This window comes from Methylocystis sp. H62, assembly GCF_015709515.1.
Taxonomy (GTDB): domain Bacteria; phylum Pseudomonadota; class Alphaproteobacteria; order Rhizobiales; family Beijerinckiaceae; genus Methylocystis.
In genome coordinates this window covers 1-12,619 of the sequence record NZ_JADNQZ010000033.1, presented here as the reverse complement: position 1 = coordinate 12,619, position 12,619 = coordinate 1, and the positions used below count along the sequence as shown (strand labels likewise).

Sequence of the window (12,619 nt, the reverse complement as noted above, 5' to 3'; positions counted from 1 at the left end):
TCTAGAGAGCGGTTCAATCGCGTTGCGATTTGCGGGACGACGCCGCGGACATCAGATCTTTACCTCCGCCCGCCCCGCGGTTTCGGGGCGAACTTTCCCTTGAGTGGAAGGCGGAGGCGGATCGCAATACGCCTCATTCGCCGGCGCATTCCCCTTCTTCGGCGTCTTCGTCGACATCTTCCGCCAGTTTGACGCCGACGACGCAGATGTCATTGTCGATGATCGCGAGAGGCACCGGAACGAGGCCGCGTCCCTTGCAGGGGCCCTCAATGCACATGCCAGTGCCGAGCTCGAACAGCGCGCCGTGCTTGCCGCACATTAGGCGCAGCCCGTAATTGGGTTCGAGGAACGTATTACGCTCCCAATCGAGATTGACGCCGTCGTGCGGGCATTTGTTCAGATAGCCGAACACTTGCTTGCCCCAGCGCACGACGACGATCGGAAACGGCTTCTCTTCGCCGTTGTCGTCGAGCCGCACGAGGTTGAAGCCCCGCGCCTTCTGGCTCGGAATGTCGCTCATCGCACAAAAGGCGTAGACGACTGCTTCCGGCGCCGCATCGTCCTGCTCGATCGTCGTTCCCTGCTCGCTCATCGCGACATCTCCTGCTCCTGCGCTTCGCGCCGCTTCGCCAGCAACAGCCCATTTGCCGCAACCGAAAACTCCCGCCAGGCCGCGGCGATGTCCTGCATGATGACCCGGGTGTATTCTTGAGACAATTTATGTTCGTCCGGGAAGTTCGAAAGGGCGCAGGACGTCTGGTTGAAGGCGACTACGTCGTCCATGATCGACTGCAGCAAGTCGCCAAAAGGTTTTTGGATGCGCGGCGTCAGCGCCGTGCGGCCGCGTTCGATCACGACGTCGTCCATTTCGAAGGGAAGCGTCGCCAACAGGCTCAGCGCCTGCTGGAAGACCTCCTCCATCGCCCCGAGCACAGCCACCTGCGTGAGATTGTCGCGCTCTTGCGACGCCAGGGCGCGGTTGAGCCGCCGGCGATAATTTTCGAAAACCTCGTCGGCGCGCGCGTCCACCCAAGCGGAGAAACGCGCCAGGCTCGCCTCGTTCACCGGCATATCGTCGAATAGGACGCCGCCGGAGGTCGCCTTTTTCGCCTCGAGCAAGGCCAAGACGCGCTCGATGCGTCTCGCCGCGTCCAGAGCGCCTTCCAGATAACCGGCGTTACGCGCCGCGGTCTCCGAGCCGCCGAGAAAGAGCTTTTTATCCCACAGCGCTTGGCGCAACAGAGGATTCGCGACGTCGTGCGAACCGTCGCCGCCCTGCTGCGCGCGGTCGGCCGCGCTGCACGTTAGTCGCTCCTTCGCCCAATCCTGATAGTGAATGTGCAATGGTTCGACATTGCGGGCAAACACATTGCAGATTTGACTCTCAAGCAGCACCGGCAGCCCCACGCCGAAGGCCTCGCGCAAATCGGCGTCCAGCGCAAGGAAGCCGCCGAGCGCATGAAGACCCGTCGTCATGTCGCAGGCGTCGAAGATTTCGCCGATCACGGCTTGCTCATGCGTGACGAAGGCGGAGCCGGAAAGATTCTGCTCGCGCCAAAAAGCGTCGCGATATTCCATCGCAACCTTCGCCTGCGCGGCCATCCAGGTCTCGGCGCCAAGCATGGCTTGGTCCGTCGCCTCGTCCAAAGGCGGCGTGAAGCGAATAGTCTCGCGCAGCAAGCGCGGCGGTAGAGCGAAAACGACGCGGCGCGCCGCGATCTCCATGGGTTCTTCGCCGGTCTTGAATGCGAGCGTCACATGGTCGCCGCAATCGCGCAGGCTCGCCAGTTCGTGACCGAGATGCATGGAGGCCGCCGGCAGTGCGCGGGCCAAAGCCTCCACCAAGACCGTCATCCCGCCGTGCAACCGCCGCGCGTCGTCGTAAAGGCGCTTGTCTTCGATGCGCTCGGCGCTTTTCTCGCCTTCGCGCAAATGCAGCACGGCTCCTTCGTCATGCTGCGCGAAGTCCGACAGCGCGAGTTCTTTGACGAGTTGCGCCATCAGCGGCTGCGTTTTCGGCCAAAACCACGTTGGGCCAAGGTCCAAGCCGCCGCCGTCGCCGCCGTCGCGCGGCGCCGTGAGAATGCGACCGCCGAGGCGATCGCGCGCCTCGAAGATCGCAATGTCTTGGCCGCGCTGGTGGAGCTTTCGCGCCAGCGCCAAACCGCATAGACCGCCGCCGATGATCGCCACGTCCAACATGATGCGTCGTCCGCTCCCTGTTCGATGCAGGGGATAGCAATTACTGTGCAAGATTCTCGGCGACGCGCGAACGGCTGATCGATCGGACGTCATGGCACGAAACTTGAACCTCCCGGCTGGAGTTGCACAGCTAAGGAGTCGAAGATGAATCTGGCCACCGAATTCGCAAACTGCTCGCCGGACGAGTTGAAGGAATTGCTGAGCGGCGGCACATTGACCGTCTATTCCGTCGCGCGCCCCGCGACGGCGAACTTGGCGGTCGACCGCAGTGGCGTGCTGGCGGCCTTTACGTTCGCTACGCCGGCGTTTGGACCCTCCACCGACGGCGTTGAGACGCCCTTGTTCGTCGCCGATTCCGTTCCCGCGTCCACGACCGGCACGCCCGGATTTGCGCGGGCGCGCAGGGCCGACGGCACGGTGGTCGCTGATTTTTCCGCCGGCAGCGGCGATCGTGAAATCAAATTCGCCGAGGTCTCCTGCTCGCCCGGCGCCCCGGTGAAGGTGGTCAAATTCACCATCAAGCAGGGCGACTGGCCGGAGCGGCCCGACTATTACGGCACGCGTCCGCGCTCCGGCTATCCGCTTCCCGTCGCCCCGTGACGCTCCGTGACGCTCCGTGACGCTTGGCGACGCGCCACTATTGTGAACTTGCAGACAAGAGGTCCGACCGATGGCTGAACCCCTGACCGGCGCGCTCGTCAGCGCGGCATGGCTAGCCGAGCATCTGAGCGACGGCGACATTCGCATTCTCGACTGCACCTGGCATCATCCGAGCACCAATCTCGACGGCCGCAATCAATATCGCGGCCGGCATTTGCCGGGCTCCGTCCATTTCGACGTCGATCACATCGCCGATCCGAATTCCGATCTGCCGCACATGTTGCCGGATGCAGCGGACTTCGCCAAAAAAGTCGGACTGCTCGGCATTGGAGACGGCGACCGCGTGATCGTCTACGACCGGCTCTTCGGCGGTTCGGCGGCGGCGCGTGTGTGGTGGATGTTCCGTGTTTTCGGTCACGACAATGTCGCGATGCTCGACGGCGGATTCAACGAGTGGGTCGCCGCCAAACATCCAACCGAAATGTCGCCGGTACGTCCGCAGCCCAGAACCTTCACGCCGAACTTTAGGCCGGAACTCGTTCGCAATTTCGACCAAATGAAAGGCGCTGTCGCGAACGGCGGCGAGCAGATTGTCGATGGGCGCGGGCCCGGCAAATTCGACGGCTCGCAAGCCGACGTCTTTCCGTTCAAGAAACTCGGACATATTCCGGGCGCCGTGAACGTGCCTTGGGCCGATCTGGTCGATCCGCAGACAGGGGTGCTCCTCGACTCCAAGGGACTGCGCGCGCGATTCGAAGCAGCGGGCGTCGATCTTAGCAAGCCGATCGTGACCACCTGTGCTTCAGGCATGACGTCCTGCATGGACGCCTTGGCGCTCTATCTCCTCGGACGGGGCGATGTCGCCGTCTACGACGGATCGTGGGCGGAGTGGGAGCGCGCCGAACAAGCGGCGGTGGCGGCTTAAGAAGGAGTGCAGCGCGTGAGCGTTCGCGATGACCATGAGCTCGAAACGGGAGACGAATATGCTCTCTCGACCGCGGCCGATCGGACGCGCTTCACGCTTCACAACAAAGCCGACGGAATGATCGCCGAATTGCGCGACGACGACGCCGCGCGCTTTCTCAAGGACTACGACGAATTGAAGCTCCAATATCCCGATTGGAATGCAGATAGGCTGCTCGCCCAACTTTGGGATCAGGGCGGCTATGGCTGGCTCGCGCAACAGGAAGAATGACGATGACGACTCTCGTGAAGATCACTGAAGATGGACGAAAACTCGAAGTGAAAGGCTTTGCGCTCTATCTTGACGGCGCTCTTGAAGCGGTCGATCTCACCGAGGTGAAGATGCACCCCGCGAAGCGCAAAATCTGGTCGATCATGCCGGACGCCACCCATGTCGCCGGCCGTGTGGCGCTGAACGCGGAAGAGACCGCAACCGTCAGGAAAGCCCTCGCCGACGCTCAGGCGATGATGCTGGCCGATCCAATCGCGATCGCTGAGCGCTTTCGCATCGCCGCCATGTGGAAGGCCCGCGAGCAGGGCATCGAATAGCGCAATTCAGGCTTGGCGTTGCGAGCCTCCTGGACGGAGGCTCGCATTTTTTCTACTCAAACCAGCGCGACGTCTTCCGCCGCGTGCGTTTGACAATTGGTCGGACACACGCGCGCGCAGGCGCCGCAGCCGATGCAGGCGCCGGTATCATTCATCACCATAATTTTCTTTTCGACTTCTTCGTCCTCATCGTCGTCCAGCGCAACCAGTTCGCCGTCTTCGTTCAGACCTTTCAGCGTCATCACGTCGCGACCGCACACCTTGAAACAGCGTCCGCAACCGATGCATTTACCGGGATCGATCGCAACAAGGTATTCTGGACACCAATCGCGCCCATCGCGCGTCGCTTGTGACATGGCCGTATACTTTCTTTTCTCGAGTTAGACCGTCTCCAGGGACTTCAACTTCGCGCGCTTCTTCTCCAGCTCGGCGAAAGCTTCATGCGCCCTTTGCGCAATCTCGGGGATCGTGGGCCAATTGATCGGCAGCTCTTCCGAAAGATCATGCAGATCCATTTTCGCCTGCATGGCCTTTGCCGAAAGCTTTTTGATTTCCTGCTTCAGATCGTCGATCTCGCTCATTATTGACCTCAGTATTTTGCGACGTCCGGGTATTTCTCGATCATCTCGACGCCGGACTGAACATATTTGTCGCCTTCTGACGCGAGCTTCTCAAAACTGTCGAATCCGAAGCGATGCACGTCGCGCAGTTGCTTGTTCACGACGATCAAGCGTCCGCCGATCAGCACCATGCGGCCGAAACCCTCGTGGCTCATCTTCAGCATGGGCGAGATCATGACGCCCGTGGCGCGTTCGATGGAGAGCGAGATGGCGTTGAAGAAGAGCTCCATGCGCCAGATCGTCTCTGGGTCGGGATCGCCGATGATCGGCAGCGCGCGGCGCGCCTCTTTATCGAGGACATAGGGAGCCAAAAGATCGAGGTCGCTCTTCGTCTCCCAGGTCCCATGCGTGTCCTGAGCGCGCCAGACCTTGATGAGCTCCTTCATGAACGGAAGCTCGGCGACCGGAGTTTTTTCGAGCACGGCGGTAGGTTCAGTCATGAGCATTCCTCACTCTTCGAAATCGAGCACGCGCTCTTTTCCCTTGGTCAATGCTTTGCGCAGCCATGGCGGCGGCACGCCTCTCAACACTTCCTGGAGCTTGTCCAGGAGGTCTGAAATGGCCTCCGGCTGATTGACCTTCATCGGATGAATGTTGTTGGCGACGACTCGCGCCGCGCCAGAGCCGCCGATCGCAGCGACGTAAAGAATGGCGCAATTCTTGATCGCGTCGATCTTCGGCGCGAGCTTGTCCTCATTGCCATCTTCCTTGAGATCGCCGTCAAATTGGATGGCCTCGACGAATTCGTGACCTTCCGGTCCGATCTCGTAGATCGCGATGTTCTTGGCCCAGCCGAAATGCGCGTCGACGCGTTTCAAATCCTGGGTTGCGAATGCGACTTTCATAGCGCCTCCGTTTTCGCCCCTAGTGCGAGGTTGCGGCGTGCGACGGGCCGACGCCATCACGCCAGCTGTCGGGCGTCGGTTCGTGGTTGTCGTCGTGATCGGCCATCAACAGATTGCTGATGTCAAAGATCAGATCGCGACCGCCGCGATAGCCGACCATCAATTGATGCCCGCCACCGAGGCGGTCGAACATCGGAATGCCCATGCGAAAGAAGGGGATCTTCAAGCGAGAGGCCGTTTGCCTTCCGTGCGAATGGGTGACCATCAGATCGCAGTCCCTGGCCTTCGCCAAATTCTCGAGGTCTTCGAGATCGCCGATCAACACCTCTTCGGTCGGCAATCGTTCGAGCACCGGCGATTGCGTCGTCGTCACCGCGACAAGAAGTTGCGCGCCCAATTCGGTCAGCAGTCCGCCGATCTCGTTGAGCAGGTCGGGCTCGGCGCCGACCGCGAGTTTCCGCCCGCCGATGTGGAAATGTCCGTCCAGCATCGCGTCGACGAGCTGGCCGCGCTGGCGACGATATTTCATCGGCACCGGACGGCCGCTGATGTCCGTCAAGAACGACATCAGCGCATCATTGGCCTCAAGCCCACACAGCCGTTCAAACATCCGGAACGGAACGCCGGTTTTCTTTTGCATGGCTTCGGCGGCGCGCCGCATTTGCGCGCCAATCGCGATCGTCCAGCCGGCCTGCCCCATCATCGAAATTTCTTCGACGCCGACGCCGCCGATCGTCGTCGGGGTGAAATCGTCCGGTATGTGGCCGTCGAGCGATCCTGCGAGATCGGGCAGAAACGTCGGCTCCAAGCCGAAATCCTCGATGATCGTGCGCAATTCATCGAGATCGCCGGGCGTAAGGTGACAGCCTGGCAGCACGTTGATTTTTGTCGGATCGCGGCGCGCGACGCTCTTTGGCGCCTCGACCATCGTCTCGACGATTCGCGTCACCGTCTTTTCCCAGCCGTCCTGAAAGGCGTCCTTGAAATCGGGCGTCGACACATAGACGATCGGCAGATGCGCGACCGCCGCGTTCTTCTCGCGAATGAGCTTGATGTAGCCGTCGACGTCGTCGCCCTTCGTCTCGGTGACGCCCGTCGAGCAAATGCCGATGATCTCAGGCTTGGTGCGGTTGTAGATGTTGAGCACCGCTTGCTCGACATTGTCGTAGCCGCCAAGGACCGTCGCGACTTCGCTCATCGCGGTCGTCTGCATCGGGATGGCTTCTTTGAAGTGCCGCGTGAACAGCACCAGGCCAAACGACGTGCAGCCCTGCGAGCCATGCAGGAGCGGCATGGCGCCCCGCAAGCCCATGAACGCGAGGGCGCCGCCGATCGGCTGGCTCATCTTGAGCGGATTGACCGAACAGGCTTTCTTGCTGACGGAGACGGTCGCCATTGCGTTACTCCGCCGCGATCGCGTGAGAGGCCGAGACCATCTGCTCGAGAATTTCCTCGATGCGCACGGCGCAGGCGCCGCATCCGCCAGAGGCGTTCGTCTTCTCGCGCACGCCCTCGACCGTCGAGAGATTGTTCGCGAGGATCGCATCCTCGATCACCCCGAGTTCGACGCTCTTGCAATTGCAGATCTTTTTCGCGCGGCGAGCCTCTTCCGCCTTCACGGGATCGGCGGCGAGCGCCGCCGCCTCGGCTTCCGCCTGCGCCATCGCGCGGCTTTGCCAATTTTCTCCGGCTTTTTCCCAAGGAGCCGGCTTGCGCACCTGCGCCCAAACGGGATTGTAAAGCGCCTTGTCGATCTCTTCGACGAGCTTCACCATGCCGACATAGCCCATATAGGCGTGATGCCGCTCCTGGTTGATGTCGAGCCAGGGCATCGAAGCTTTCAGCGCGATGAACTGCGAGCGTCCGCCCGAGAGCATGATGTCGGCGCGCGCATCCTTGAGCATCTTGTACATTTCGCGCGGCGTCATATCCTCGATCATATGCGCGTCCTGGCCCATCAGCTCCTTGATGCGCTCCTTGTCTTCCTTCGTCGACTTCTTGACCGACGTGCCGACAAGTTCGAGACCCGCCTCTTGCAGCGCGGCGACGACCGACCAGGATTTGACGCCGCCGGTGATCAGCAGCACCTTTTTCCCTTCGAAGCGCGGCTTGTATTTGGCGATCGCCGCCCAGGCCTTGGCCTCTTCGCGCGCTATCAGCGCCTCGGTTCGATCCATCAATTCAGCCGGCGCGCCGCGTTCGATCAGCATGCGCGCGATCTCGCGAAGCGAGTCGCTGCTATCCTCGATGCCGTAAAAGGAGCCTTCGAAGAAGGGAATGCCGTAGCGCTCCTCCATCTTGCGCGCGACATTGATCATCGCCTTGGAGCAGACCATCATCGCCGCCTTGGCCCGATGCGAGGAGGCGACTTCCTTATACTTTCCGTCGCCGGAAATGCAGGCCATGATGCGAATGCCGAGCTCGTCGAGCAGCGGCTTCACCTGCCACAATTCTCCGGAGAGATTGTATTCGCCGATGATATTCAGGTCGTAGGGCGTCGTATATTCAGGCTCTTCCGTGCCGATCACATGTTGCAGCAGCGCCTCGCCCGCGAGCTTGTTGCCGAGATTTTTCGGCCCGACGAAGCCCGGGGAGTTGATCGGAATGACCGGCTTGTTGAATTTCTCGCGCGCCGCTTTGCACACAGCGTCAATATCGTCGCCGATCATCGCGGGAACGCAGGTCTGATAGACGAAGATCGCCGGCGGATCGTATTTCTCGATGATCTCGCGGATGGATTTGAACAGCCGCTTCTCGCCGCCGAAGACCACGTCGGTCTCGTTGATGTCGGTGGTGAAGCCGGTGCGCCACAGATTGGAGCCGGAGGACTTCGCGCCGCGATTATCCCAGCTATTGCCCTCGCAGGCGATCGGGCCATGCACGAGATGAGCGACGTCCGTGAGTGGTTGAAGGGCGATCTTGGCGCCGTCGAAGGCGCAACCGCCAGCCGCGCCGCCGGGTTGCAATTGCTTGGTGCACCCCTTCTTGCGTTCGGCTTCTGATTTGTTCGCGTTCTTGCCGCAGCCCGGCTCATTGAAAACGTCCTGGATCGTGGCCGAAAGCGAACTCATGCCTCTTCTCCTTCACGTTGCGACCGCGTCACGGCATGCAAGTTGTGGCTCCCGCCGCAAGGGCGGGAGCCACATCGTCTTAACGGATGATGTCGAAGCTATAGTCGCTCTTCGCCGGCACGTTGGTCGTGGCGTCGATCGATTCGAAGATGCGATCGAGCACCCACACCAGAACGTTCAACCCACCCTGATAGCCCCACACCGGATAGCGGTGGTGATGATGGCGATCGAAGATCGGGAAGCCGATGCGGATCAGCGGCGTGCCGGTGTCGCGCTCGAGATATTTCCCGTAGGTGTTGCCGATCAGGAAATCCACCGGCTCGGTGAACAGCAGCGAACGCATATGCCAAAGATCTTTGCCGGCATAGACGTGGCAATTCTGGCCGAACGGCGAGGAGTCGAACAGCGCCTGCACTTTTGCCGCCCAAGCCTTGCCGCCATTCGTGGCGAGCACGTGCGTCGGTTCAGCGCCAAGCTCCAGCAGGAACCCGGCGAGGCCGAGGCACAGATCCGGATCGCCGTAGATCGCGAATTTCTTGCCATGAATATGCGCGCTCGAATCGGCCACCGCATCAACGAGACGACCACGCTCACGCGCCAGCTCTTCAGGGATCGGCTTGCCGGTGATGCGCGACAAGGTCATGAGGAACTTGTCGGTCGCCGAGACGCCGATCGGATGATTGAAGGCGGCGACTTCCTGGCCGTGCTCGGCGATCAGCGGCAGCGTCTTCTCGGTGCAATATTCCTGCATCGAGATCGTCGCCTTGGCGTTGATCGCATCGGCTGCCTCTTCCAGCGTCGTGCCGCCGTCATACATGCGGAACTCGCCGTCGGTCGGCGTGTCGAAGACTTCGCTGTTGTCGGCGAGGATCGTGTAGTCGATGCCCATAAGGCCAAAGATCCGCTTGACTTCGCGCGTATTGCCGACGGTATAGCCGTCGAAGCCGCCGATGAAGTTGATCTTATCATTCGCCTTGCGCTCAAGCTTGGCCGTCGTGCCGGCCTTGCCGTCCCAGAAGTGCGCAATGACGCCCTTCAGCGCATTGTCGTAGCCGGTGACGTGGCTGCCGACGAATGCCGGGGTGTGAGCGAAGGGAACGTCGTAATCCTCCGGAACCGAACCCTTTTCCTTCGAGGTCTTGATGAAGGCGTTCAGATCGTCGCCGATGACTTCCGCCATGCAGGTGGTCGAGACGGCGATCATTTTCGGCTTGTACATGTTGTAGGTGTTGGCCAGGCCGTCGATCATGTTGTTGAGGCCGCCGAACACCGCCGCATCTTCGGTCATCGACGAGGACACGCAGGAGCTCGGCTCCTTGAAGTGTCTCGACAGATGGCTGCGGTAATAGGCGACGCAGCCCTGCGAACCGTGAACGAAGGGAATCGTTTGCTCGAAACCGACGGCGGCGAAGACCGCGCCGAGCGGCTGGCAGGCCTTGGCCGGATTGACCGTCAACGCCTCGCGAGCGAAGTTCTTCTCGCGATATTCGGGGGTCTTGGCCCATTCCCGAACGCGTTCCACCTCAGCCGGATCGCGCGGGTTTTCGAACATCTTCTTCTTGTTCGCCAGCATCTGCTGGTACTCGGGACCTCTGAAGAGGTCAAAATGGTCTAGGACGTGTTCTGCGCTCTGCGGCATGGTCGAACCCTCGCGTCATGCATTTCGGGGAGCCGGCGCGCGCCTTCGCGACGCGCCGGCGCTGATTTATTCCGCGGCTTGGAGCAGCGGCAGTTCCTCGGTCTTCCAAGGCGCCTTGGTCATTTTCCAGACCGGCGAGTTGATCGCCATGTCCATGTCCCGCGCGAAGATCGCGAAACCGTCATAGCCATGGTAGGGGCCCGAATAGTCCCAGCTGTGCATCTGGCGGAAAGGCACGCCCATCTTTTGGAAGACGTATTTTTCCTTGATGCCGGAGCCGACGAGATCGGGCTGGATCTTCTCGACGAATTTTTCGAACTCGTAGCCGGTCACGTCGTCGTAGATCAGCGTTCCGTCCTTGACGTAATGCTGTGCGGTGCGCTGATAGTCGTCGTTGTGGCCGAATTCATAGCCCGTGCCGACGACTTCCATGCCGAGGTCTTCGTAGGCGCCGATCACGTGACGCGGGCGGAGGCCGCCGACGAACAGCATGACCGTCTTGCCTTCCAGACGCGGACGGTATTTGGCGATGACCGCGTCCATCAAGGGCTGATATTTGGCGATGACCTGCTCGGCGCCTTCCTTGATCTTGTCGTCGAAATAGCTGGCGATCTTGCGCAGCGATTCGGCGATCTTGCTCGGGCCGAAGAAGTTATATTCGCACCACGGAATGCCGTATTTCTCTTCCATGTGGCGCGAAATATAGTTCATCGAGCGGTAGCAGTGCAGAACGTTCAGCTTCGCCTTCGGCGTCGCTTCCAGTTCGGCGAGGCTGCCGTCGCCAGACCATTGCGCGATCACGCGCAGGCCCATTTCTTCGAGCAGGATGCGCGACGACCAGGCGTCGCCGCCGATGTTGTAGTCGCCGATGATGGCGACGTCATAGGGCGTCGGCTCGAAACGCGGCGCGGCGTCGGGAGCGATCTTGTCGAACACCCAATCGCGAATCGCGTCGTTGGCGATGTGATGGCCGAGCGACTGAGAAACGCCGCGGAAGCCCTCGCAACGGACCGGGACGATGGTCTTGCCGTCATATTCCTTCGACTTGGCCTTCGACACCGCTTCGATGTCGTCGCCGATCAGGCCGATCGGGCATTCCGACTGAACGGTGATGCCGTTATTCAGCGGGAACAGCTCCTGGATCTCGTCCATGATCTTCGCGAGCTTCTTATCGCCGCCGAAGACGATATCCTTCTCTTGGAAGTCGGACGTGAACTGCATCGTGACGAAAGTGTCGATGCCAGTCGTGCCGATGTAATAGTTGCGGCGCGCCGCCCAGGAATATTGGCCGCAGCCCACCGGGCCATGGCTGATGTGGATCATGTCCTTGATCGGACCCCAGACAACGCCCTTCGAGCCGGCGTATGCGCAGCCGCGAATGGTCATCACGCCAGGGATCGACTTGATGTTCGACTTCACGCCGCAGTCCGGCTTGCCTTCCTGATGCACGTTGAGGTGCTTGGCGCGGCGCTTGGCGGTCTTCTCGGGATAGACCTTCAGAACTTCTTCGATGAGCGCTTTGTTGCGGTCCTTGATCTCCGCAACGCTCAATGTGGGCGAAACACTCATTTGATGTCTCCTTTAATACTTTCTGGATTTCAGCTCGACCTCCCGCGTGCGGGAGGTCGACGCTCATGCGTTGACGGGTTAGGCGATCGCCTGGAGTTCGGACGCGGTCTTGCCGATCTGGCTCTCATCGACCGCCTTCATGATGCCGTGCTCCATCAGCATGTCTTCGAGCTCGTCCATCGTGATCGGCGTCGGAATGATGCCCTTGCCCTGGTTGGCGTGGATCTTCACCGCGAGATTGCGGTAATGATTCGCCTGCTCGGACTCCGGCGCATATTCCAGCACCGTCATGCGGCGCAGCTCGGCGTGCTGCACGATATTGTCGCGCGGCACGAAGTAGATCAGCGTCGTGCCGAGCTTCTTCGCCAGAGCTTCCGCAAGCTCGAGCTCCTTGTCGGTCTGACGCTCGTTGCAGACCAGACCGCCCAGGCGCACGCCGCCGGAATTGGCGTATTTCAAAATGCCCTTGGAGATGTTGTTGCCGGCATACATGGCCATCATCTCGCCGGACATGACGATGTAGATTTCCTGCGCCTTGTTCTCACGGATCGGCATGGCGAA

14 protein-coding genes and 1 pseudogene are annotated in these 12,619 nt (G+C 60.8%); 4 read left to right on the top strand and 11 right to left on the bottom strand.

The features are described 5' to 3' along the window. Positions 1-133: 133 nt before the first annotated feature. Together IYY11_RS01665 and IYY11_RS01660 are read right to left on the bottom strand one after the other, a co-directional pair. Positions 134-592 carry a Rieske (2Fe-2S) protein gene (locus tag IYY11_RS01665; RefSeq protein ID WP_029652197.1) on the bottom strand — a complete coding sequence of 153 codons (459 nt, stop codon included), beginning with the start codon at positions 590-592 and terminating at the stop codon, positions 134-136. Beyond that, the gene (locus tag IYY11_RS01660) at positions 589-2,202 is read right to left on the bottom strand and encodes an FAD-dependent oxidoreductase (RefSeq protein WP_196402474.1); all 1,614 of its coding nucleotides are present in this window, start codon (positions 2,200-2,202) and stop codon (positions 589-591) included. Before IYY11_RS01660 ends, IYY11_RS01665 begins: the two co-directional genes overlap by 4 nt. A 144-nt stretch (positions 2,203-2,346) precedes the next feature. Between IYY11_RS01660 and IYY11_RS01655 the strand changes: the two genes are divergently transcribed. The 4 genes from IYY11_RS01655 (at position 2,347) to IYY11_RS01640 (ending at position 4,314) form a co-directional block, all read left to right on the top strand. Then, positions 2,347-2,802: a hypothetical protein gene (locus tag IYY11_RS01655; RefSeq protein WP_196402473.1), complete on the top strand. Its 456-nt coding sequence runs from the start codon at positions 2,347-2,349 to the stop codon at positions 2,800-2,802. Between the two features lie 70 nt (positions 2,803-2,872). Beyond that, complete coding sequence (locus IYY11_RS01650) at positions 2,873-3,727, top strand: sulfurtransferase (RefSeq protein ID WP_196402472.1); 855 nt, start codon at positions 2,873-2,875, stop codon at positions 3,725-3,727. A 15-nt stretch (positions 3,728-3,742) separates the two neighbouring features. Beyond that, entirely contained in the window at positions 3,743-3,997 is a 255-nt protein-coding gene (locus IYY11_RS01645) for a hypothetical protein (RefSeq protein ID WP_246719554.1), read from the top strand. Further along, positions 3,994-4,314, top strand: a complete 321-nt coding sequence (locus IYY11_RS01640; protein ID WP_018406765.1) for a hypothetical protein — start codon at positions 3,994-3,996, stop codon at positions 4,312-4,314. The genes IYY11_RS01645 and IYY11_RS01640 overlap by 4 nt, the downstream gene beginning before the upstream one ends. 56 nt (positions 4,315-4,370) lie before the next feature. Here the strand turns inward: IYY11_RS01640 and fdxB are convergent, their stop codons facing one another. From fdxB to nifH, 9 genes and pseudogenes are all read right to left on the bottom strand, one after another. After that, entirely contained in the window at positions 4,371-4,670 is a 300-nt protein-coding gene (gene fdxB / locus IYY11_RS01635; RefSeq protein ID WP_026222705.1) for a ferredoxin III, nif-specific, read from the bottom strand. Positions 4,671-4,694: 24 nt separating this feature from the next. Continuing rightward, positions 4,695-4,895 (bottom strand): CCE_0567 family metalloprotein, encoded by a 201-nt coding sequence (locus IYY11_RS01630; protein ID WP_124739816.1) that lies wholly within the window; start codon positions 4,893-4,895, stop codon positions 4,695-4,697. 8 nt (positions 4,896-4,903) lie between these two features. Beyond that, positions 4,904-5,374, bottom strand: coding sequence for a NifX-associated nitrogen fixation protein (locus IYY11_RS01625; RefSeq protein WP_196402471.1), 471 nt, complete (start codon positions 5,372-5,374; stop codon positions 4,904-4,906). Between the two features lie 9 nt (positions 5,375-5,383). Then, on the bottom strand, positions 5,384-5,779 hold the full coding sequence (nifX, locus tag IYY11_RS01620) for a nitrogen fixation protein NifX (RefSeq protein WP_018406761.1): 396 nt from the start codon (positions 5,777-5,779) through the stop codon (positions 5,384-5,386). A 19-nt stretch (positions 5,780-5,798) separates the two neighbouring features. Further along, complete coding sequence (nifN, locus tag IYY11_RS01615) at positions 5,799-7,175, bottom strand: nitrogenase iron-molybdenum cofactor biosynthesis protein NifN (RefSeq protein ID WP_196402470.1); 1,377 nt, start codon at positions 7,173-7,175, stop codon at positions 5,799-5,801. 4 nt (positions 7,176-7,179) lie between these two features. Beyond that, on the bottom strand, positions 7,180-8,850 hold the full coding sequence (gene nifE, locus IYY11_RS01610; RefSeq protein WP_196402469.1) for a nitrogenase iron-molybdenum cofactor biosynthesis protein NifE: 1,671 nt from the start codon (positions 8,848-8,850) through the stop codon (positions 7,180-7,182). 79 nt (positions 8,851-8,929) lie between these two features. Next, the gene (nifK, locus tag IYY11_RS01605; protein WP_196402468.1) at positions 8,930-10,489 is read right to left on the bottom strand and encodes a nitrogenase molybdenum-iron protein subunit beta; all 1,560 of its coding nucleotides are present in this window, start codon (positions 10,487-10,489) and stop codon (positions 8,930-8,932) included. Between the two features lie 66 nt (positions 10,490-10,555). After that, positions 10,556-12,058 (bottom strand): nitrogenase molybdenum-iron protein alpha chain, encoded by a 1,503-nt coding sequence (gene nifD / locus IYY11_RS01600; RefSeq protein ID WP_018406757.1) that lies wholly within the window; start codon positions 12,056-12,058, stop codon positions 10,556-10,558. Positions 12,059-12,136: 78 nt separating this feature from the next. Then, a pseudogene (gene nifH / locus IYY11_RS01595) lies at positions 12,137-12,619 on the bottom strand (nitrogenase reductase); the annotation flags it as partial.

Excerpts from the sequence above, each read along its gene's own strand:
- IYY11_RS01665 (WP_029652197.1), bottom strand. The coding sequence starts at position 592 with ATGAGCGAGCAGGGAACGACGATCGAGCAGGACGATGCGGCGCCGGAA.
- IYY11_RS01660 (WP_196402474.1), bottom strand. The coding sequence starts at position 2,202 with ATGTTGGACGTGGCGATCATCGGCGGCGGTCTATGCGGTTTGGCGCTG.
- IYY11_RS01655 (WP_196402473.1), top strand. The coding sequence starts at position 2,347 with ATGAATCTGGCCACCGAATTCGCAAACTGCTCGCCGGACGAGTTGAAG.
- IYY11_RS01650 (WP_196402472.1), top strand. The coding sequence starts at position 2,873 with ATGGCTGAACCCCTGACCGGCGCGCTCGTCAGCGCGGCATGGCTAGCC.
- IYY11_RS01640 (WP_018406765.1), top strand. The coding sequence starts at position 3,994 with ATGACGATGACGACTCTCGTGAAGATCACTGAAGATGGACGAAAACTC.
- fdxB (WP_026222705.1), bottom strand. The coding sequence starts at position 4,670 with ATGTCACAAGCGACGCGCGATGGGCGCGATTGGTGTCCAGAATACCTT.
- IYY11_RS01630 (WP_124739816.1), bottom strand. The coding sequence starts at position 4,895 with ATGAGCGAGATCGACGATCTGAAGCAGGAAATCAAAAAGCTTTCGGCA.
- IYY11_RS01625 (WP_196402471.1), bottom strand. The coding sequence starts at position 5,374 with ATGACTGAACCTACCGCCGTGCTCGAAAAAACTCCGGTCGCCGAGCTT.
- nifX (WP_018406761.1), bottom strand. The coding sequence starts at position 5,779 with ATGAAAGTCGCATTCGCAACCCAGGATTTGAAACGCGTCGACGCGCAT.
- nifN (WP_196402470.1), bottom strand. The coding sequence starts at position 7,175 with ATGGCGACCGTCTCCGTCAGCAAGAAAGCCTGTTCGGTCAATCCGCTC.
- nifE (WP_196402469.1), bottom strand. The coding sequence starts at position 8,850 with ATGAGTTCGCTTTCGGCCACGATCCAGGACGTTTTCAATGAGCCGGGC.
- nifK (WP_196402468.1), bottom strand. The coding sequence starts at position 10,489 with ATGCCGCAGAGCGCAGAACACGTCCTAGACCATTTTGACCTCTTCAGA.
- nifD (WP_018406757.1), bottom strand. The coding sequence starts at position 12,058 with ATGAGTGTTTCGCCCACATTGAGCGTTGCGGAGATCAAGGACCGCAAC.